Raw genomic sequence first — 22,252 nt, 5'->3', positions numbered from 1 at the left:
ATGATCAAAAGAATTAGCTTTGTAAGCCTATTAATGGGCATCGGTCTTGTTACGTCTGCACAAACGGGAATAGCAACAGCTGTAGACCAATTACCATTAACCGGAAAGAATACGCAATATCTGAATAATAGGGCTCCTTTAAGACAGAATGCCTTGCTAAAATTACCCGTGGGCAGTATCGTCCCGGAAGGTTGGCTCGGGAAGTATCTGGAGCTGCAGAAAGATGGTCTTACAGGCCATCTGGGAGAAATTAGCGCTTGGCTATCGAAGAAAAATAACGCTTGGTTAAGTACGGATGGGAAAGGAGATTATGGCTGGGAAGAAGTTCCTTATTGGTTAAAAGGCTACGCTAATTTGGGCTACATCTTGAAAGATCCTAAGATAATAGCAGAGTCAAAAATCTGGTTAGAGGCCGCGCTAAGAAGCCAGCGTCCTGATGGATACTTTGGCCCATTGATCCTGCGTAATAACAAACCTGATCTTTGGGGGAATATGTTGATGTTATGGTGTTTGCAGTCCTATTATGAATATAGCGGTGACCAGCGTGTTTTAACGTTGATGACCAATTATTTTAAATGGCAGGCCAATTTGCCGGATAGTTTTTTTCTCAAGGATTATTGGGAAAACAGTCGTGGTGGTGACAATTTGCTATCCGTATTTTGGCTCTATAACAGAACACAAGGTAATGAATGGTTGATGGATTTAGCGGATAAAATCCATCGGAATACAGCCAATTGGCGGCAGAAAGATGATTTGCCCAATTGGCATAATGTCAACGTAGCGCAGTGTTTTAGAGAGCCAGCAACCTATTATCTGAAAAGCCAGTCGACTGCAGATCTTAACGCAACCTACGATAATTTTCATTTCGTCAGACAAGTATTTGGTCAGGTTCCGGGCGGCATGTTCGGTGCCGATGAAAATGCACGTCCGGGATATACCGATCCCCGTCAGGGAGTGGAAACCTGTGGAATGGTGGAGCAGATGGCTTCCAATGAAATCCTTCTCGGGATAACAGGCGATCCTTTTTGGGCGGATCATGCGGAGGAAGTTGCTTTTAATACCTACCCAGCCGCTGTGACAGCCGATTTTAAAGCATTACGCTATATCACGAGCCCTAATATGACTATCAGCGATAGCCATAATCATGCTCCCGGGATTGATAATAATGGACCATTTTTAATGATGAACCCTTTCAGTTCACGTTGTTGCCAACATAATCACAGTCAGGGTTGGCCATATTATGCGGAGCATCTGTATATGGCAACGAATGATAATGGTGTTGCGGCAGTACTTTATGCCGCATCAAAAGCTGAAGTCAAAGTCGGAAACAATCAATCCATTCAGATCAGACAAGAATCCAATTATCCGTTTGAAGATTCGCTGCGATTTGAAATAGGAACACGGGGTAAAACGGTTGATTTTCCCTTTTATCTCCGTATACCTGCCTGGGCGAAACAAGTCAAAGTAACGGTTAATGGTAAAAGTCAGGCTATAGAAGCTGGAGCAAAATATATTCGGATTGAACGGAAATGGAAAGACGGCGACAAGGTCGAACTCTCCTTACCGATGACCATAGATCTGAAAACATGGACTGCCAGTAAAAATTCAGTTAGTATCCAGCGTGGACCATTGACCTATGCACTCAAAATCAAAGAGAATTATGTGAAAAAGGATAGTAAGGCTTCGGCAATTGGGGATTCTAAATGGCAGGAGACTGCAGATCCATCAAAATGGCCATCCTATGAAATCCTTCCTGCAAGTGACTGGAATTACGGACTTGTACAAAATCAGCTACAAGCTGTTGACCAACTAAAAGTGGTCAAACGACCATGGCCTAAAGATGCATTTCCTTTCGACGCAGAAGCAGTACCAATTTCGATTCTTGTGAAAGCGAAACGTATTGATGGATGGAAAATTGATGAAAATGGACTAACGGGCGTATTGCCACTGAGTCCGGTGGAAAGCAAGGGTGCGGTGCAGGAAGTTGAACTGATTCCCATGGGAGCAGCACGTTTGCGCATTGCTGCTTTTCCAACTGTGAAATAATGTAAATACGATATATAAATAAATGACTTAACGATTTTTTATGATGAAGAAAACCTTACTTTTTGCCAGTTTGATGATGGCAGCACAATTGAACTTTGCTCAGAATTGGAAACCAGCAGGGTCACATATATTAACCCCTTGGGGCGAGAAAGTAACGGCACAAAAGCCACATCCTGAATATCCTAGACCACAATTAACCAGAACCAATAACTGGCAGAATTTAAATGGGCTATGGAAATATGCTGTCACTCCAGTAGGTACTAAAGAGATTCCTCGTCAATGGGACGGAAATATCCTTGTTCCTTTTGCTATTGAATCGGCATTGTCCGGTGTTGGTAAAGAGGTCGGGAAAGATAAAGCGTTATGGTATAATAATACTATAACATTGGACAAGTCTGTCCATAAAAATAAGGTGCTGTTGCATTTCGGTGCCGTAGATTGGCAATGTGATGTGTATGTAAATAACCAATTGGTCGGAAGACATGAAGGTGGTTTTGATCCATTTTCGATGGATGTGACAAGCTTCCTAAAGAAAGGAGCGAAACAGGAAATAGCTATTCGGGTATGGGATCCGACTGATGATGGTCCACAACCACGGGGTAAACAGGTGAACAAGCCGAATGGTATATGGTATACACCAGTGACGGGAATTTGGCAGACCGTTTGGTTAGAAAGTGTCCCCCAAACTTACATCGTGAGTACCAAACAGACTCCGCGTTTGGACGATGGAGTCTTGGCCTTTCAGGCTTCGGTAGAAGGAAGTCAAGCCGGTGACGAAATAAAGGTGCGTGCATTGGATGGCGGAAAGGTTATTAAAGAACAAATAGGACAACCGAATACTTCTTTCGATCTTTCGGTACCTAATCTGGAGCCATGGTCCCCAAGTAACCCTAAGCTCTATGATCTAGAAATTCAGCTGATTCGAAAAGGAAAAGTCGTAGATCAGGCGAAAAGCTATTTTGCCATGCGGAAAATAGCTATGCAGAAAGACGAAAATGGCGTTCAACGTTTAATGTTAAACAATAAGTTTACCTTCCAATATGGTCCATTGGATCAAGGCTGGTGGCCAGATGGTCTACATACAGCACCAACAGATGAAGCGCTGAAGTTTGATGTTGTCAAAACAAAGGAAATGGGATTCAATATGATCCGTAAACATATCAAAGTAGAACCGGCGCGCTGGTACCGTTACTGCGATAGTATAGGGATGCTTGTCTGGCAAGATATGCCTAGCGGCGATCTTGGCGGAAACCATTGGGATATGCAACCAGGAAAGATTTCAGGAGGAAATAGGGATAAAGTACGTTCGCAGGAATCTGAAGGGTATTACAGAAAAGAGTGGAAAACCATTATGGAAGTGTTGCACAATTACCCAAGTATTGTCATCTGGGTACCTTTTAATGAGGCTTGGGGGCAATTCAAAACGAAGGAAATAACGGAATGGACAATGGCCAATGACCCTTCAAGACTCGTAAATAGTGCCAGCGGTGGTAACTTTATGGAAACTGGACATATCTTGGATATCCATAATTATCCCGATGCAGCCATGCCTGATCCAAATTTATTCGGCGCCAAACAAGTGCTTGCTTTGGGTGAATTTGGTGGCCTGGGATTACCGATCGATGGGCACTCCTGGCAACAAAAAGACAACTGGGGATACCAAAGTTTTAAAAATAAAACGGAATTATTGGAGCGCTATAAACGTCTGATCCATGACTTGACACGTCTAATTCCTATGGGATTGTCTGCCGCTGTTTATACACAAACAACAGATGTGGAAGTAGAAACAAATGGTTTGATGACCTATGATCGTAAAGTTGTCAAAATGCCTGAAGCAGAATTAAAAGCTGCACATCAGGCGCTTTATAATGCACCTACCAAATAATTGATAGCGATATGGCCGCAACACGGGTTGCGGCCTAAATTTATCGCTGAAAGTATACCTGTCAACCTAAACCTGTTTTATACAAAATCAATGAAATTAAAATTACTAATTGCAACGGCTATTGTATGTCAATCGGTATCGTCGTTTGCACAAAAACAAATCCTTAAGAATGATCTTCGCGCGCCTGCCTATCCTTTAGTAACAATTGACCCCAATACAAGTGCCTGGTCGTATAGCAACGAATTGAATGCGGATGTTGTACGCCATTGGACCGGAAAATCCTTCCCCTTATTGGGCGTCCTTAAAGTGGATGGGAAATCCTATCGCTTCTTAGGTAAAGAAGAAGTTGAACTCTTGCCTTTGGCGCGGATGGGTGAACATGCGGCTTGGACCGGAAGTTATGTTGTCAATGAACCCGCCTCAGACTGGATGAAACCTTCATTTGATGCACGGCAATGGGAGACGGGGGCAGCGCCATTTGGTACCAAGGATAAAGAACCCAATGTGGAGACTGATTGGCAGGAACCTAAAATTTGGGTTAGAAGAGAAGTTGACCTGAGTGAGGATCTTACAGGCAAATCCGTATATATCGAATTTACACATGACGATGACGCTATTTTGTACGTCAACGGTATTGAGGTTGCTAATACAGGCAATTCGACAGGTAAAAATAGTCGGGTCAAGCTGCCCGATCATGTCGTAAAAACATTGAAGAAAGGAAAAAATATACTCGCGGGTTATTGCTATAATAGGGTAGCTAATGGATATTTTGATTTTGGACTCTTTACAGAAAAAGAAGGTAGTATTCAATTCGACAATGAAGCGAAGCAGATCGCTTCCAATGTGCAGGCAACACAAACACATTATTCGTTTAACTGCGGGCCGGTCGATTTAAATATTACATTTACTGCACCGATGTTTCTGGATAAATTGGACTTAATGGCTAGACCCGTAAATTATCTTTCCTATACGGTCCATGCGAAGGATGGCAAGAAACACCAGGTACAACTTTATTTGGAGGCAGCACCAAATTGGGCACTGAATTCTCCACTTCAAGATGCTGCAAGCAGTTCCTTTGTTTCAGGAAATCTCCAGTTTGTAAAGACAGGAAGCAAAAGCCAGCAGGTTCTAGGAAGGAAAGGTGACGACCTACGGATAGATTGGGGGTATTTCTATATGGCTGGTGCAAAATCAAAGACAAAGTCCGCGGTCGGAAGTAGCCATCAATTACGGTCTAATTTTCTGAAGAGTGAAAATAGCTCTTCTTCAAATGGAGGACAACAATTGGCGCTGATGCAAACTTTTGATGTCTCATCAAGCTACCAGGATAAGATCTTGTTGGGGTATGATGACCTGTACTCCATCCAATATTTTGGACAAAATTTACGACCTTATTGGAATACCAATGGAAATAGTTCCATTGAGAAACAATTTGAACTGGCCGACAAAGAGTATACTGCTCTCAAAAAGGCTGCTGATAAATTTGATGCCGAATTATGGGGTACAGCTTTGCGCAACGGAGGTGAGGACTATGCTGCATTATGTGCCTTGGCCTATAGGCAGGCAATCGCCGCTCATAAACTTGTAAAAGCACCCAATGGCGATCTACTTTTACTGTCTAAAGAAAATGACAGCAATGGGTCAATAGGAACTGTTGATGTAACCTATCCTTCGGCTCCGATTTTCCTTTACTATAATCCGGAACTGGCAAAAGCACTAATGAACGCCATTTTTTATTATAGTGAAAGCAATAAGTGGACAAAACCTTTTGCTGCACATGATGTTGGGACCTATCCTTTGGCGAATGGCCAAACTTACGGTGGAGATATGCCTGTCGAAGAATCGGGAAATATGTTGATATTAACTTATGCTTTAGCAAAGGTCGAAGGAAATGCAGCTTATGCCAAAAAACATTGGAAAGTGTTGTCTACCTGGGTAGATTATTTAGTAGATAAAGGCCTTGACCCCGAAAATCAGTTGTGCACAGATGATTTCGCGGGCCATTTTGCGCATAATGCCAATTTATCAATTAAAGCTATTTTAGGTATTGCATCTTACGGTTATCTAGCCCAAATGCTTGGTGAAGAGGCTACGGCGAAAAAGTATCTGGCCGAAGCAAAAGCAATGGCTATGAAATGGAAAGAGATGGCTGAAGATGGAGATCACTATAAGTTGACTTTTGATAAAACCGGAACTTGGAGCCAAAAGTATAATATGGTCTGGGATAAATTGCTTAAGATGGATATTTTTGACCCTTCTATTCGTGAAACTGAAATTAAATACTATCTCGGTAAACAAAATAAATATGGACTTCCCCTGGACAATCGTCAGCCTTATACCAAAACCGATTGGATTATTTGGACGGCGACCATGGCAAATGACAAGCCTACCTTTGAGGCATTTTTAAAGCCAGTCTACCATTTTATGAACGAAACAACAGACCGTGTTCCCATGTCGGATTGGACGTATACAGACCGTCCTAAGAGAGCTGGATTTAAAGCAAGATCCGTTGTTGGGGGCTATTTTATCAAAATGTTGGAAGAGAAATTGGGAAAAGCAAAATAGCTTTTCCTGTGATGAAGAAAATAATATAAAAAAATAATAAGATGTTGAATGCAATGTTGTTCAGATATTGGATCGGCGGAGTTGTCGTACTGAACTTGTTGAGCTCCTGCGGAAGCTCTCCAGGTTCAGTTAAGCAGTCGGGTCAAATAACAAATGCTACGGCTCAGCATAAGACCTACAGCAATCCGGTTTTTGAGCCTATACTTGCTGATCCTACAGTCGTTAGAGATCCTCAGAGCAAAATGTTCTATGCGTACGGGACAGCCGACAATTGGGGCGACGGAAAGGGACAGCGTTTGGTGTCTATTCTACAATCGGCTGATCTTGCTCATTGGAACTGGATTGGCACGGCCTTCAGCTCAAAACCGAGCTGGAAAGCCGAGGGGGGAATCTGGGCACCAGATGTGGTGCGGTTAAATGGTAAGTATATCTTATATTATGCTTATTCAACATGGGGAGACCCCAACCCCGGTATTGGTGTAGCCCTAGCCGATAGACCGGAAGGCCCCTTTATCGATCAAGGTAAACTTTTTGATAGTAAGGAGATCGATGTACCTAATTCAATAGACCCTTATTTTTTTACAGAAAATGGGCAGAATTATCTGTTCTGGGGTAGTTTTAGTGATGCGAATACGCAGGGAACATATGGTGTTGAACTCGATGAAAATGGGACTGCGGTACCCGATTTAACTAAAAAATTTAAAGTTGCTGCTGGGGATTTTGAAGCTGTGGTGATCCATAAACGGAAAGGATATTACTACTTTATCGGATCCAAAGGCTCCTGTTGTGAAGGAGAAAAAAGCAGTTATCATGTTCTTGTGGGTCGCTCTCGCAAGCTGAAGGGACCTTATACCGATCAAGAGGGGCGTAATCTTACACAGCGGGGGAGTGGAACGTTGTTGTTAAAGGGTAATGATCAATTTGTGGGGACAGGTCATACTTCGCGCATTATTACAGACGATAAGGGAAAAGATTGGATACTCTATCATGGCATGGACCCAAAGCGGCCTCGTGTTGCGACGGGGGGAAATCGTCGGATGCTATTTTTGGATCAGATTATCTGGGATAAGGACTGGCCCAAAATTGAAGGGGCAACCAGCAGTGTTGCAGCGCAACGGGCCCCAACGTTTAATTTTAAATAGAATTTTCAATAGCTAGCATCTGATCGCCCAGCGTTGTCCAACGGAATAGGGGCGGGTATGGTGATTAGTTTGCTAGTGTTGATTTTTTTAGCTTAATTGGTCTTTAAATATTTAGATGAGCCTATTCGGAAATATTACAGCCGGAAACTAAACTAAATGGCGATGAAGCCAGGTGCTGATGAACTGGAATACCTCCATTTTGCAGTCTTCATTTAAAATTTCATGCCGCATGCCTGGATATAATTTAATGGTTATATCGGTCTGCCCCTGTGCAATTAACTGCGCTACGCTCTTTTCAACGCCCATTCCAAAATCTCCAATTGGATCATCCTGTCCGCTGATAAATACAATTGGAAGATTTTTTGGGATATTCTTGGTAGCTTCGATATCTGTCGCTTGCAAGGAAAGATCTAACACGGTATGAAATCCATTGTTGGTAAACAATCCCCCACAAAGTGGATCTTCCAAAAATGAAATACGGTTTGTCTTGCTTACGCTTAACCAATTGCTGTTATTTTGGTTGGGCTCGTTCTTAAATCGAGCATTATTACGCCTGTCAAAAATACGGTTGATCAATTTACTTCTTCTTTTTGGGGCAATACTATTGAGCAGCGTGAGTAAAAGGCGAAAAGCTGTGGAACCTTTTTGACGTTGGCCTGTCCCCACGATAATGGCCCCCTTATATTGCTGGCCAATTTTTTGTAAAACGCAGCGTGTGACAAAGGATCCCATGGAATGCCCTAAAATAAATTGAGGCGGTTGCGGATATGTTTTTCTCAAGAAATTACTCATTGTAATGGCGTCATCAATGAGTTGTTCTTTAGCCCCATGCTGTTTAAAATACCCCAATTGATCGGCATCTAGAGCTGTCTTTCCATGACCCAGTTGATCGTAGGTTAGAACCGCAAAATTCTGTGTAGTCAGATAATTGGCCAATTCTTCATACCGACCACTATGTTCCTGCATGCCATGTACCAGGAGTATTGTTGCTACTATCTGATTGTCGTCGGGTACATACAAACGATAGAAAATTTTATGTTCATTTTCAGTCGTCGCGCTGATTGTATAAAAATTGGATGCTACCTTGCTCATTATACCTCTTTATTTTAAGTAAACTAAGATAATTTTAGTGCATTTGCAAGTTTAACAATCTTCTTTCCGATTTTGTTCGGATGAGACCGAAAGGCTTTAAGGGCAGTTGATCAATGAAAATTAGCACGATTAATTTTTGTGGTTTGGGAATATTTTTTAGATTTGCATTAATTTAGAATTAATTTAAATAAAGTAGTTGTTCTATTTTAAACATGGGCTTCTCTGTATGCAGAAATTGTTGTACAAAATCGAATTCGGAAAGCTCCCTTGTTCTTAAAATATACGCATTTACACTTATATTCTGATGAAACCAGCACGATGTATTTCGACCCAAGTTATCGTATGACTGTAGCTCAATTTGCCGAATAATTGAGTGGGAATGAATAGGCCATGTTACTTCATCAACTTCAAAAGACAAATAAAAGGATGAAAAAGACACTTTTAGCAGCTTTATTATTCGCTGCAACTTATGCACAGGCGCAAACAAATTCGTTAATGAACGGCGAGTTTTGGAAAGGTAAACCTACCTTGACAATTGTTAAAGAAGAAATCAGCAAAGGAAATAGCCCTTCTCAGCCTAATGCGGCATCCTTTGATCCAGTCACAATGGCGATATTAAATGGCGCTCCGACGGATGTTGTCAAGTTTATGATCGAACAAGAAGGGAATAGTGTAACGAAGAAGACGCATCACAGCCGTAGTTATTTACACTGGGCAGCGTCAAGTGGAAATGCGGAGCTTGTCGAGTTTTTAATTGCAAAAGGATCGGATGTCAATTACCAAGATAGCCATGGTTACCCAATTATTGCTTACGCAGCTTCGACAGGAAATACAAATACTGCCGTTTATGATGCTTTGTTTAAAGCGGGTGTGAATCCCAAGCAAAAATATGAAGGTGGTGCTACATTAATGATGCTTGCAGCGTCTGCAGACAAGGACCTTGCATTGACGGATTATTTCATTAAAAAAGGATTATCTATTCAAGATAAAGACGAGTCGGGCCGTACAGTGACGGATTATGCGGCTAAACTTGGAAATACCGAGCTCATGGAGAAATTCATCGCCCGTGGCGTAAAACCAACCAATAATGCGTTATTTTTTGCGACTCAGGGTTCCAGACAAGCATCGAATGGTTTGTCGGTTTATACCTATTTGGTTGAAAAGTTCAAATTGGATCCCAAGGCTGTAAATAAAGAAGGAGCGACAGTGCTGCATGCTTTAGTTCGCAGACCAGATATGGCCGTGATCAATTATTTTTTGGATAAAGGTGTAGATGTCGCAAAAGCGGACAACGAAGGAAATACAGCGCTTATGGTGGCTGCTAGTGGTAAGGATGCTAAATTGGTCGAGCTGCTACTTGCTAAAGCGAAGAACGTAAATGCAGTAAATGAAAAAGGCGAATCTGCATTGACCAAAGCTGTAGCGAATGGGGCCCCCGAAATCGTGGCATTGTTGATTAAAGATGGAGCCGATATCAAGCTATTGGATAAGGAAGGTAATAACTTGGCCTTTTACTGGTTTAATTCCTACAGAGAATTGCCTCAGGGCGGCAGACCCGGTGGACAGGGAAATGCTTCACAAGGGGATGAGTTTAAAGAAAAATTAACGATCCTTAAGACGAATGGATTGGACGTTGTTGCTCCGCAAAAAAATGGTAGCACATTGTATCATTTGGCAGTAGCGAAAGAGAATGTGAAGCTTATCCAGAAAGCCAGCGAACTTGGAGCAGATATTAATGCACAGGATAAAGAGGGAACGACGGCACTACATAAGGCAGCTCTCATAGCGAAAGACGATTCCTTGCTAAAAACATTGGTTTCCCTTGGTGCAAAAAAGGAATTGAAAACAGAATTCGATGAAACGGCTTATGATTTGGCGAAAGAAAACGATTTCTTGTCTAAATCCAATGTGCAGCTTGACTTTTTGAAATAAAATTAGATACAACTGAAGATGAATAACATAGTTAAAACCACGATAGCCACCCTTTTATTTTCGATGGCAGCCCTAAGCTCTTTTGCACAGGCAGCTAAATATAAGTGTATGATCCAAATGAATGCCTATGAAGGTGAGAAAGCCTACGTGGTGATTTCACTGATTAATCCTAGTGGAGCTTACGAAAAAACACTCGCCGTATTGGGATCTGATAAACAATGGTATAATACAATCAAGGAATGGTACAAGTTCCAAAATAAAACCAAAGAAAAGCTAAATGCGGTGACGGGCGCGTCAGTTGGTGGCGGTGACCGTGCCATGCGGACATTGGATATTGATGAAACGAAGTTTAACAAAGGGTATAAACTCCGTTTTGAATCTGCTGTAGAGGAACAAAAATACCATACTGCTGATGTTGAAATTCCTTTGACAAAGGAGGCTATCACTGAAAAAGCTAATGGCAAGGGATATATCAAACTTGTTAAGTTAAATAAAGTACAATAAGAAAAGGGGTAAAAATGCTGGTATCTATTTGGAGGTATGCACATTTAGCCTTAGCTATTGTTTCTTCTATCTTTTTACTTTTATTATCGATAACTGGCGTAATATTGGCCATTGACGCCGTTAACGAAAAAATTCCGCCTTATCGGGTTGAACATATTGAAACGTTAAACCTTGCGCAGTCAGTAACAGCTTTGCGCAAGGTTTATCCTGAAATCATAGCGATCTCGGTAGATCACAATCAATTCGTGAGCATTGATGCCATAGACGCAGATGGCAACACCGTGAAAGGTTATATCGATCCGAATACGGGGCGTCTGCTGGGTCCCCAATTGAATAAGTCCCAATTTGTTCAATGGATTACAGCTTTACACCGCTCACTCTTTCTTAAAGTGACCGGTCGGGTGATTATTGGTGTGGTTTCATTTCTGTTGTTTCTTATTACTATTTCAGGAATTATTCTGATTGTCAAGCGTCAACAGGGCGTTCGACATTTCTTTGCTAAAATCAACCGGGACTTTTTCGCACAGTATTTCCATGTTGTTTCAGGACGTCTATTTTTGATACCAATTTTGATATTGGCCCTAACAGGTACCTATTTATTTCTGGTGCGTATTGAAATCTTAAAAAAGCCGAACCAAACAATTGAATATCCCAATAAGATGAAGGAAGATATTCAATTGGAGGTGGCAAAATTTTCAATATTCCAAAATACAAAACTTGTCGATTTGAAGACGTTGGAGTTTCCGTTTATGGAAGACGATCCTGACGAGTTTTTTATATTGAAGCTTCGCGATCGGGAATTGACCATAAATCAGTTGAATGGAAGCTTGCATAAAGAAGTAAAGTATCCCTTTACAGCATTGGCCGAGCAGTTTTCTTTGGACCTCCATACGGGCAAGACCAATATCATATGGGCCATTATATTGGGGCTCGCATCTTTGAATATTGTGTTCTTTATTTACACGGGCTTTGCAATTACATTCAAGCGCACGCGTACTAAAATCAAGAATAAATATAAACCTGAAGAAGCGGAGATTGTTATTCTTTTCGGAACGGAAAATGGAAGCACGCTGTTTTTCGCCAATCAGATCCATAAACAGCTCTTAGCGGATGGGCAAAAATCGTTGCTGCTCGGAATGAATCAATATCAATGCTTTCCAAAGGCAAAACACTTGCTTGTGTTTACCTCAACATACGGGTTAGGAACTGCACCATCCAATGCACTTCAATTTGAACATAAGCTCAACAGCCATCCACAAGAACAAGACGTACAATTTTCGGTTCTGGGCTTTGGTTCAAAAGCCTATCCCGACTTTTGTGCCTATGCGCGCGAAATTGATCATTTATTAGAAAAACAAGCCTGGGCTTCTCGACTAACAGATTTACATACAGTTAATGATAAGCATGTTGATGAGCTTATTTCATGGATACATCAGTGGTCTGCTCAAACCAATATTGCATTAGCTTCTGCACCGGCTATTTATAGTGCTAAAGTCGTCGGATTGACGAAATTTAAGGTGATAGCGAAGTCTACAGTTTCAGCTAGTAATACGACCTTTACTTTAGTACTGAAACCTTCAGGTAAAATTAAAATGCAATCGGGCGATTTATTGGCAATCTCTCCCGCGCAAGATCAACGTGAACGTTTTTATTCGATAGGTTACAAAGACGGTATGGTTCAGCTTGTGGTTAAATTGTTTCCTAATGGATTCGGTTCAAGCTTCCTGTATCGATTGGAACCGAATCAAACCCTGCAGGCACGAGTCATGGTTAATCCAAGTTTTCATTTTCCGAAAGCCGCAAATGCAGTTGCTTTAATTGCGAATGGTACAGGGGTAGCACCTTTTCTAGGCATGATTTCAGCGAATGAAAGTATGACTCCTTTGTGTCTGTATGCTGGTTTTCGCCATCGAAATGAAATGACAGCACACTATATAGATTTTGCTGATGAGCAGATAAAGCTGGGACATCTGAAACAGCTTGAACTGGCTTTTTCACGCGAGGAAAATGCACAATATGTCATGGATTTGATTCGTCGGGATGCGCTATATTTTGTCGAATTGCTTGATAAAGGAGGTTATATATTGCTTTGTGGAGCATTGCGTATGCAGCATGATGTTGAATATACTTTAAATGAGCTACTTTTGGAACATGTCGGCAAAACTATTGCAGTCTATAAAGAAAATGGACAGATCTTAACCGATTGTTATTAGTAAATTGGTGGTACAATAGCATTTCCCATCGGTAAGACTGCTTTTGGTACGCATCGACTTTTTAATCCCTTTTTCAGATCAATCTCATGAAGAACAATAAACACTGTGGCCTGCTTTTAATTCTCTGCTTTGTATCCATTACTTCAGGGATTGCGCAGGTCTTGGTAAAGCGACAGGTTACCCTTATGGGCTCTGTTTTCGAAATTAGCTTGGTAGATCGGGATAGCTCGATTACAAATCAGCATATCGATGAAGTCATCTCCGAAATAGATCGAATAGAAAATCTGATTTCAGAATGGCGTCCGCAAACCCAAATAGCAGCGGTAAACCGCAATGCAGGGATTAAGCCAGTTAAGGTGGATAGAGAAGTGTTTGAACTAACACAACGTGCAATCCAATATGCTCAAAATTCAGGTGGTGCTTTTGATATCAGTATTGTTGCCTTAGATAAAGTTTGGCTATTTGATGGCAGCATGACCACAATGCCCTCGGAAGAAGTGATTAAGAGGTCTGTAGAGAAAGTTGGTTATCAACACATTCGCCTCGATAGTGCGGCTTCGACAATTTTTCTGGAGTTACCGGGTATGAAGATCGGTTTCGGCTCTATTGGGAAAGGCTATGCGGCAGATAGGGGCAGGGAAATAATGAAAGCAAAAGGGATTGAGGCAGGTATAGTGAATGCTTCTGGTGATCTGTCGGCTTGGGGAAGCCCACCCCAGGACGATGCATGGAAAGTGGGCGTAAACAATCCGTTCAAAGCCCATCGAATGGTCAAAGTTCTTCGTTTGAATGAAATGGCCGTAGCAACTTCGGGCAGCTATGAGAAATATGCGGAGATTAATGGAAAACGTTATTCACATATTATAAATCCGGTGACAGGTTACCCAGCTACGGGATTAACTTCAGTGACGATTTATGGACCCTCAGCGGAAGTCGCAAATGCACTCAGTACGTCAATCATGGTACTGGGCGAGAAAGAAGGAAAAAAATTGATTCAGCGTTTTCCAGCATACCATTATATTTTTATTACCGATAAAGGTAAGGTCATTCAGCAGCGCCGGAAATCTTAAACCATGGAACTACTTTTTTATGTTGCATAAAGTGTATAGAAAGCATAGCCTATTAGCTGATTATCTAGTATATTTATGCGAACAAAGCGTATACGAAAGACGACGAAAAAAGAATGTGTGATGTTGTTCATCCGTTGGAAGTCAGCAAGAAAGTAGATCCTTGAAAATAATTTAAAGTAAAAGTTCGACTAGTTCGTCTATGCTGCTATGGACATTGCATACCAAAATCATATGGCAGAAAAAAATTCCAGATCATTTACGGATATCGTTAAGACTTATGGAAGTCAACTGCTACGTTTTGTTAAGGGGAAAGTAAAGAAAACGGAGGATGCAGAAGATATCTTACAGGAAGTCTGGTATCAATTTAGCCGTTTGACCAATATGGACGAACTGGAGAATGCGGGAGCATGGCTCTATGCTGTCACACGGAATAAGATTACCGATAGTTATCGGAAAAAGAAAAGTGAATCACTTGACGATATGATAGCAGGTGATGATGATAGTGAAAGTACTTTTCCTATTCGTCAGTTCCTTTTGGCCGACGACTCCAATAATCCCGAGCTAAAATTATTTAAGGATATTTTTTGGGATGAGCTGATGAAAGCATTGGAGGAATTGCCGGAGAAGCAACGTCGAGTTTTTGTGCTGAATGAGCTGGAAGAGAAAACACTTCAAGAAATTGCCATTATGGAAAATGAGAACCTAAAGACGATTATCAGTCGAAAAGGGTATGCCGTGAAGCACCTGCGGGTACGGTTGCGAAGTTTGTATGAAGAATTAAAATTTTAAAAGGATTAAGCTATGAATGGAAGAATGAATAGACAGCGGAAGGGTAAATTCGCTTTTATGTTTGTCGCTATTATCATTGGTGTTTTTTTGTTGGTAGCCTTACTACAATATTTATGGAATACATTAATGGTTGATATTTTCAATTTAAAAACAATTACCTATTGGCAGGCATTGGGACTCTTTGTTTTGTCAAGAATTCTGTTCGGCAGGGGTTTTGGTAAACCTGGAGGGGGGAGATTTCGAAAAGGTTTTCCGCGTCAGATGGAAAAAGGAGAAGATCTTTCCGATGAGGAAAGGGAGCGGTTGCGGGAAGAATGGAAGCGTCGTTTTGGAGGACGATGTGGATTCTAAAAAAAGTATAAAAATTTTAGAGTAAAAACTGTTGTTGGGCGTCTTCTTTTATAAAGGCGCCTTTTTTTATGTCGGTATCCTGATTCTAAGGGAATAGCAGAACGCGATGTTCTGTCAGAATGGATGTTGGACAGCATAATAATTAGTTACAAAATACGAATGGTCAAGGAGAATGTCGTTTTCAATCAGATGAAAATGGAGGAAGCCAGCAACCATTTTACAAAAAAGATGTATTCAAATGAAAAATAAACTTCGATTTATATTGCCTCGCCTGATTGTGCTTACGGCAATAGCTGGATTAGCAACCTTGATTATTGGGACGATCTTTAAACTCTTATTGTTTGGGACAGTTCTCTTCGGAATAGGAAGCTTCGCGGCAGCAAGAATGCGTAGGAGAGATAGACAAGCATTCAAAATGGATAGGACTCCGGTATATCCGAATGTTCACCGTCATTACAACACTGCGGTCGCTATCGTACCATTACAAGGACAAAAACGTGCTAGGAAAGCAACGATAGTTCCCGTTTATTAAGGTTAAAAAACTGCAAAGACGAAGCAATTCGTCATGTATCAGTTCAACGTATTATTCAATATTAAAAATTAAAGACATGTTTAAAAGAGATCATTATACCAGAGGATATTCAAATCATAACAAATTTTGCGGACAACATTTTAAAGACCGTTTTGAAAAATTTCAACAACATTTTTTTGAAAGTGAAACCGCACACAGTGGTGGCGGACAGCAATCTGTTCCTGTAAATATTGTAGAGAATCAAGAATTCTATGAAGTACAGCTTTTTGCTGCTGGCCGTAAGAAGGAACAATTCCAAGTCAGTATAAATGACGGAATACTAAAAATTTCATGTACAGAGAATGCACAGGACAATGCCATAGATTATATTTATAAAGAGTACAATGGAATGGCATTTGAACGTGAATTCCAATTGAATGAACAGGTGCTTACGGATAATGTACATGCGAGCTTCGAGGATGGGGTATTGACTGTCATTCTTCCAAAAGATCTTGAAAAGGTAATACGACCACAAGAAGTTGCTATTGATTAGTAAAAGCCAGTTTTTGATTTGGGCGCACATCAAAGTAAAGGTTGCTTATGTGCGTAAACTTAAATCAGCATAAGGGCTAATTTTGAAAAAGGACAGCATCGAATTTTGCTGTCCTTTTTTTATGGTTTACCTCCGGCCTCCACCCAAAGCAGCATATATATTTACTAAATGGAAAAAAACTAATACCAAATTATACCTAATAACAATTTTTAATCAGTTTTTAGACAGTAATTAGTCACTATTTATTCAGTCTACACTGAGTAAGCACTGAGCAAGCACTGAATGAGCACTGAACAAGTACTGTTGAAAGATATAATTTGGTTACCATTATATTTTCGTTTGATTGACAGGTCTAAAGGTTAGGGATTTTGATTTTATGCAGATATTGATCAGCTTAGGTCTATAAGATGGAGAGAATATTCCTAGTTGGTTTGTGCATCTGCTAAATTGGCTGCTGCCTGTGTAGGTGAGGCTTGCTGTTATTGTAGATTGTATAGCGCTGTGTCAAGTCTATTTAGATGTTTATGTTATGACAGCTATTCAGTTCTTTTAAGTTTTTTATTTAGTTGTTCTCTGCCAAATCGCCAGAAGAAATAAAACAAGCCTATAACAACGATTGTAGCCATAAAAGGCACAAATATGGCGAGTATGGTTAAAATCGTAGAACCGATGGTTTCCATTGTCGAAATCATAAAATTACCAAAACCGGCCGTTCCGATCGAAGAGGCGGCTCGGGTGCCTGCCAGGGCCGTGCTAATGGTTGCTGCAGTACCGCCACCGGCGATTATGGCCATAGCCCAGCGGAAAAAAGGAGAAATATCTGTAAACTGTATAGCGAAAAGTAAAGTACCGGCTATGGTTGCTAAGGGGATGGATAGGCTGTCCAATATGTTGTCTATAAAAGGGATGTAATACCCCGCTATTTCCAAAATCATGGCTATACTTGTTGCTGCTAAAACAAGCGGTGAACCCGCCCAAGCTAATTCATTGCCAACTTGGAACAATTCCAGCCGACAGCCAAGACTCAATAAAAATAAGGGCATGAAAATTCGGAAGCCAGTGGCTGCTGCCAAACTCACTCCTATAAAAGCACTCACCAAAAATGTAGAAAAGTCACTCATGGCCAATATTTTTTGATACAACCTAATTGTAGAATAATAAAAGAATGGCTTTTGTTTTAGCAATGCTAAAAATCCGCGTTTTCTGGAGTCTCGCTAAAAGATGATTTTCAAGTTTTTATATACCTGATGATGGTGTATATAGATTTTGATTATAGTGTATCAAATCATTCGATGTACAAGTGGGAGCGCATTTGTGTAATTTTATGAAAGTGGAAGTCAAACAATTTGATCACTTAAGGTATTATATAAATAAACTTTCTTTTCATATGGACAACAACGAAAAAGACATTAGCAAATGCCCATTTCACAATGGTACTATGCGCAACGCCGTTGCGGGAGGGGGAACTCAGAATCAGGATTGGTGGCCAAATAGACTTCGTGTAGATCTGTTGAGACAACATGCGAGCAAGTCAAATCCGATGGACGAAGGCTTTGATTATGCAGAAGCATTTAAGCAGTTGGATTTAGAAGCTGTAAAAAAAGATTTGCATGCATTGATGACCGATTCACAGGATTGGTGGCCGGCAGATTTTGGTCATTATGGACCATTATTCATCCGGATGGCTTGGCATAGTGCCGGTACCTATCGGGTAAGTGATGGTCGAGGCGGAGCTGGGTCTGGTCAGCAACGTTTTGCACCCTTGAATAGCTGGCCTGATAATGTGAGTTTAGATAAAGCGCGTCGCCTGTTGTGGCCTATCAAACAAAAATATGGTAAAAATATCTCCTGGGCAGATTTATTGATCTTAACCGGTAACGTCGCTTTGGAGTCTATGGGCTTCAAAACTTTTGGTTATTCCGGTGGGCGTGTGGATGCTTTTGAACCAGAATTGGACGTGTATTGGGGCTCTGAAACAACATGGTTAGGCGGTGATATTCGTTATGCACATGGTTCAGAAGGTGTAGTTGAAGCACATGGTGTTTTGTCTGCCGATGATAATGCAGATGGTAAGCAACACTCACGTAATCTTGAAAAACCGTTGGCAGCGGTACAGATGGGGTTAATTTATGTTAATCCAGAAGGACCGGATGGAAATCCTGATCCTATCGCGGCTGCAAAAGATATACGAGATACTTTTGGTCGGATGGCTATGGATGATGAGGAAACTGTCGCTTTGATTGCAGGTGGACATACTTTTGGAAAAACACACGGAGCTGGACCTGCCGACAATGTCGGAAAAGAGCCTGAAGCTGCCGGTATAGAACAACAAGGATTAGGTTGGAAAAGTACTTACGGCAGTGGAGTAGGTGCTGATGCAATTACTAGTGGACTGGAGGTTATCTGGACACAAAAACCGACGGAATGGACCAACCTCTTTTTTAAGAATCTGTTTGAGCATGAATGGGAATTGACTAAAAGCCCTGCAGGAGCACACCAATGGGTCGCCAAAGGAGCCGATTCGAATGTTCCAGATCCTTTTGATCCCAATAAAAAGCGTAGGCCAACGATGCTGACGACAGATTTATCGTTGCGTTTTGATCCAATCTATGAAAAGATCTCGCGTAAATTTTACGAAGATCAAGATGCGTTTGCTGATGCATTTTCTCGTGCCTGGTTTAAATTAACGCACCGTGATTTGGGACCAAGAGAGCGTTATTTGGGGGCCGAAGTTCCTGCTGAGGAATTATTGTGGCAAGATCCTATTCCTGCTGTCGATCATGTTTTGGTCGATGCGGATGACATTAGTATATTGAAATCCGCCCTATTGAACGCGGGACTTAGCACTGCCGAGCTCGTAACGACAGCCTGGGCTTCAGCGTCTACATTCCGTGGGTCGGATATGAGAGGTGGTGCAAATGGCGCTAGAATACGTTTGGCTCCGCAGCGGTATTGGCAAGTCAATAATCCGGCGCAACTGCAAAAAGTTCTTACTGCGCTTGAGCAGGTTCAGCAGGATTTTAATGGAAAACAACAGGGTGGCAAGAAGATCTCATTGGCAGATTTAATTGTTTTGGGCGGTGTAGCCGCGATAGAGCAGGCAGCTCGTGCTGCTGGGCATGATATCAAAGTACCGTTCCGTCCTGGGCGTATGGATGCGACACAGGAACAGACTGATGTAGAATCAATGGGTTATCTTGAGCCAATTGCGGATGGATTCAGAAACTATCGCAAAGGCGCTTATACCGTGTCTACGGAATCGTTATTGATTGATAGGGCACAACTACTGACTTTATCTGTTCCTGAATTGACTGTCCTTATTGGCGGGATGCGTGTTCTTCAAGCCAATTTTGATGGTTCTCAACTAGGCGTAATGACTGACCGACCTGGCCAACTGACCAATGACTTTTTTGTTAATCTATTGGATATGGGAACAGCTTGGAAAGCAATCTCTCCGGATCGGGAAGTTTTTGAAGGATCAGATCGTAAAACTGGTATAAAAAAATGGGAAGCCGGAAGAGCAGACCTTGTTTTTGGTTCGAATGCTGAATTAAGAGCCGTTGCCGAAATATATGGCAGTGCCGATGCAAAAGAAAAATTTGTACAAGATTTTGTGAAGGCATGGAATAAAGTGATGGAGCTGGATCGCTTCGATTTGCATCGCTAATAAATAAAAATTAAGCCTTTCAAGAAGCCAGTCTCAAATCGAGGCTGGCTTCTTACGATTTTGCTATATGAGAAAATATCTCGTATTGTGTTTAGCTGCGACAAAAAATACCCAATTTTTGCCTCTAATATCATTTTAATCTCACTTTAACCAAATTTTAATTTAATATATATAGAATTATGGAATTTTCTTTGGGTGTTTCCTATTTTGTGAAATAAAATTCAAGATTTGTGCTACTTTTTCTTCTTTGATCGGTAGTAACTTTGTATTGGTTTCAAAGGAATCTTTGATACTTTGTTAGGTTAAAGCTATGTGGAAGCACTTTATTTTTCTGTTTGCAGCACTGTTATTATCATTTAAAATTTTAAATGCAAACAGTCTTGTACTGAAAAGTGATAGTTTTAAATCCTCGGATTTATCTTCAAAAAGTCCTTCAGAACACGCTGGAGATTCACGTATAACCCATTTTCCAAAAGATCATAGCCACTTTTGTTCACTCTACCCATCGCTTCAATCCATTGTTGCGGAAATGGACGTAGAAGTAGCACAAGATTGGTTAATGGATCGTTGGTTGGTTACTGTTGATTTGCTTTGGCATGAACTACTGCCATCCCCATTGCAGAAAGACTATCGGTATGAACATACCTTAGATCTTGAGCCTATACCCATAGCTCGATTTTTGCTGTTTGAGCAAATCAAAATTCCATGCTAAGGCGTAAGCTTTTCTTCACATCAGACAGGCAAAGAAATCTGCCATTTCTTTTCTAAATTTATTTATTTCTTAAAATATACCAATGCACGAGCTAAGTATAGTAAAGGATATTTTTGATACGTTGACCTCGCATTATGAGGCTAGGGTAGATGATATTCAAAAAATTCAAGTTACAGCAGGATTGTTATCCAACGTTCAGCCTGTATTGATCCAAAATGCATTTGATGCTTTTATTGCTGAAAATACGCAATACCAGGATATGGAAATGGAGGTCGTTGTAAACGATATCATTGCATATTGTAAACATTGCCAGAAAAATTTCCCTGTTCATTTTCATCGATTTGTCTGTGACTGCGGGCAACCCTCCAGTACAATTGTTCAGGGAAATGAACTCTATATATCAAAAGTAATTTTTAAACAAGACTAAAAATCGTTTATCATGTCAGACAATACTCCAAATCCTAAAAGTTTAGGTAACCGTGTAGGTTCGGTTCAATGTGAAAATACAACACTACATTTATTAAAAGCAAATGATTTTGTCGCAAAAGCCATCCGCGATAGACTGAAAGATGTCTGTGTGATCAATGTATGCTCTTCCCCGGGTTCGGGCAAAACAACCTTGATGCAAGAAACCGGTAAACGTTTGTCGAAGGATTTGAATATTGCTGTTTTAGTGGGCGATCCAGAAACTGAACGCGATGCGGTACGTATGCGCGATGTGGGCATCAATGCCTTGCAGATTGTCACTGGAGGAATGTGCCATATTGAGGCACAAATGATCTTACAAGCCCTGGATCATATCGATATTGAAGGAATAGATCTGTTGTTTATCGAGAACGTTGGGAACTTATTGTGTCCATCGGCATTTGATTTGGGTGAAGATTACCGCGTAACCTTATTGGCGACAACAGAAGGGGATGATAAACCAAAAAAATACCCACGTATGTTTTTAACAAGCGAATTGATGTTGGTTTCCAAAGCGGATTTATTACCATATGTACCTTTCTCCGTGGATGCGGTAACGAAAGATGCGCGCGAGGTAAATCCCAATCTGGAAGTTATTACAATCAGTACATTAAATGGTGACGGCCTTGATACCTGGTGTGATTGGTTGAAAGAAAGAGTTCAGGCAAAAAAAGATCAATATAAAGCGCTTGAAGTAAAATAGTGAACAACAGATAAAATGAATAGGATAATAATGATCCATGTTTTATTGTTAT

18 protein-coding genes are annotated in these 22,252 nt (G+C 41.0%); 16 read left to right on the top strand and 2 right to left on the bottom strand.

Annotation, left to right across the window (positions count from 1 at the left end):
- From K2F45_RS18505 to K2F45_RS18490, 4 genes are all read left to right on the top strand, one after another.
- Window positions 1–2,046, top strand: a complete 2,046-nt coding sequence (locus tag K2F45_RS18505) for a beta-L-arabinofuranosidase domain-containing protein (RefSeq protein ID WP_248932010.1) — start codon at window positions 1–3, stop codon at window positions 2,044–2,046.
- Between the two features lie 40 nt (window positions 2,047–2,086).
- A complete protein-coding gene (locus K2F45_RS18500; RefSeq protein WP_248932009.1) occupies window positions 2,087–3,931 on the top strand; it encodes a glycoside hydrolase family 2 protein in 1,845 nt (614 codons plus the stop codon).
- A 90-nt stretch (window positions 3,932–4,021) separates the two neighbouring features.
- Complete coding sequence (locus K2F45_RS18495) at window positions 4,022–6,496, top strand: glutaminase family protein (protein WP_248932008.1); 2,475 nt, start codon at window positions 4,022–4,024, stop codon at window positions 6,494–6,496.
- A 41-nt stretch (window positions 6,497–6,537) separates the two neighbouring features.
- Window positions 6,538–7,638, top strand: coding sequence for a family 43 glycosylhydrolase (locus tag K2F45_RS18490; RefSeq protein ID WP_248932007.1), 1,101 nt, complete (start codon window positions 6,538–6,540; stop codon window positions 7,636–7,638).
- A gap of 147 nt (window positions 7,639–7,785) precedes the next feature.
- Here the strand turns inward: K2F45_RS18490 and K2F45_RS18485 are convergent, their stop codons facing one another.
- Entirely contained in the window at window positions 7,786–8,730 is a 945-nt protein-coding gene (locus K2F45_RS18485; RefSeq protein WP_075993458.1) for an alpha/beta fold hydrolase, read from the bottom strand.
- Between the two features lie 426 nt (window positions 8,731–9,156).
- Between K2F45_RS18485 and K2F45_RS18480 the strand changes: the two genes are divergently transcribed.
- The 8 genes from K2F45_RS18480 to K2F45_RS18445 all read left to right on the top strand — a co-directional run bounded on the left by K2F45_RS18480 (window position 9,157) and on the right by K2F45_RS18445 (window position 16,653).
- Window positions 9,157–10,662 carry an ankyrin repeat domain-containing protein gene (locus K2F45_RS18480; protein WP_115050911.1) on the top strand — a complete coding sequence of 502 codons (1,506 nt, stop codon included), beginning with the start codon at window positions 9,157–9,159 and terminating at the stop codon, window positions 10,660–10,662.
- 18 nt (window positions 10,663–10,680) lie between these two features.
- A complete protein-coding gene (locus tag K2F45_RS18475; RefSeq protein WP_075993457.1) occupies window positions 10,681–11,166 on the top strand; it encodes a DUF2271 domain-containing protein in 486 nt (161 codons plus the stop codon).
- Between the two features lie 14 nt (window positions 11,167–11,180).
- Window positions 11,181–13,379 (top strand): PepSY domain-containing protein, encoded by a 2,199-nt coding sequence (locus K2F45_RS18470; protein WP_248932006.1) that lies wholly within the window; start codon window positions 11,181–11,183, stop codon window positions 13,377–13,379.
- Window positions 13,380–13,465: 86 nt separating this feature from the next.
- Window positions 13,466–14,449: an FAD:protein FMN transferase gene (locus tag K2F45_RS18465; RefSeq protein ID WP_075993455.1), complete on the top strand. Its 984-nt coding sequence runs from the start codon at window positions 13,466–13,468 to the stop codon at window positions 14,447–14,449.
- Between the two features lie 231 nt (window positions 14,450–14,680).
- Window positions 14,681–15,238, top strand: a complete 558-nt coding sequence (locus K2F45_RS18460; protein ID WP_200845550.1) for an RNA polymerase sigma factor — start codon at window positions 14,681–14,683, stop codon at window positions 15,236–15,238.
- Window positions 15,239–15,250: 12 nt separating this feature from the next.
- Window positions 15,251–15,589 (top strand): hypothetical protein, encoded by a 339-nt coding sequence (locus tag K2F45_RS18455; RefSeq protein WP_075993453.1) that lies wholly within the window; start codon window positions 15,251–15,253, stop codon window positions 15,587–15,589.
- A 238-nt stretch (window positions 15,590–15,827) separates the two neighbouring features.
- Window positions 15,828–16,121 carry a hypothetical protein gene (locus tag K2F45_RS18450; RefSeq protein ID WP_075993452.1) on the top strand — a complete coding sequence of 98 codons (294 nt, stop codon included), beginning with the start codon at window positions 15,828–15,830 and terminating at the stop codon, window positions 16,119–16,121.
- A gap of 76 nt (window positions 16,122–16,197) precedes the next feature.
- Complete coding sequence (locus K2F45_RS18445) at window positions 16,198–16,653, top strand: Hsp20/alpha crystallin family protein (protein ID WP_075993451.1); 456 nt, start codon at window positions 16,198–16,200, stop codon at window positions 16,651–16,653.
- A gap of 536 nt (window positions 16,654–17,189) precedes the next feature.
- On the opposite strand, the gene K2F45_RS18440 is transcribed toward K2F45_RS18445, so the two are convergent.
- Window positions 17,190–17,774: a DUF4126 domain-containing protein gene (locus K2F45_RS18440; protein WP_248932005.1), complete on the bottom strand. Its 585-nt coding sequence runs from the start codon at window positions 17,772–17,774 to the stop codon at window positions 17,190–17,192.
- Window positions 17,775–18,040: 266 nt separating this feature from the next.
- Here K2F45_RS18440 and katG point away from each other — a divergent pair, with 266 nt between their 5' ends.
- The 4 genes from katG (at window position 18,041) to hypB (ending at window position 22,200) form a co-directional block, all read left to right on the top strand.
- A complete protein-coding gene (gene katG, locus K2F45_RS18435) occupies window positions 18,041–20,320 on the top strand; it encodes a catalase/peroxidase HPI (protein ID WP_075994886.1) in 2,280 nt (759 codons plus the stop codon).
- A 310-nt stretch (window positions 20,321–20,630) separates the two neighbouring features.
- On the top strand, window positions 20,631–21,032 hold the full coding sequence (locus K2F45_RS18430; protein WP_075993449.1) for a hypothetical protein: 402 nt from the start codon (window positions 20,631–20,633) through the stop codon (window positions 21,030–21,032).
- Between the two features lie 82 nt (window positions 21,033–21,114).
- A complete protein-coding gene (locus tag K2F45_RS18425; protein WP_075993448.1) occupies window positions 21,115–21,459 on the top strand; it encodes a hydrogenase maturation nickel metallochaperone HypA/HybF in 345 nt (114 codons plus the stop codon).
- A gap of 12 nt (window positions 21,460–21,471) precedes the next feature.
- Window positions 21,472–22,200, top strand: coding sequence for a hydrogenase nickel incorporation protein HypB (gene hypB, locus K2F45_RS18420; RefSeq protein WP_075993447.1), 729 nt, complete (start codon window positions 21,472–21,474; stop codon window positions 22,198–22,200).
- The last annotated feature ends 52 nt before the right edge of the window (window positions 22,201–22,252 follow it).

It is taken from the genome of Sphingobacterium siyangense (assembly GCF_023277505.1).
GTDB lineage: Bacteria > Bacteroidota > Bacteroidia > Sphingobacteriales > Sphingobacteriaceae > Sphingobacterium > Sphingobacterium siyangense.
This window is presented reverse-complemented; position numbering and strand designations above follow the sequence as displayed.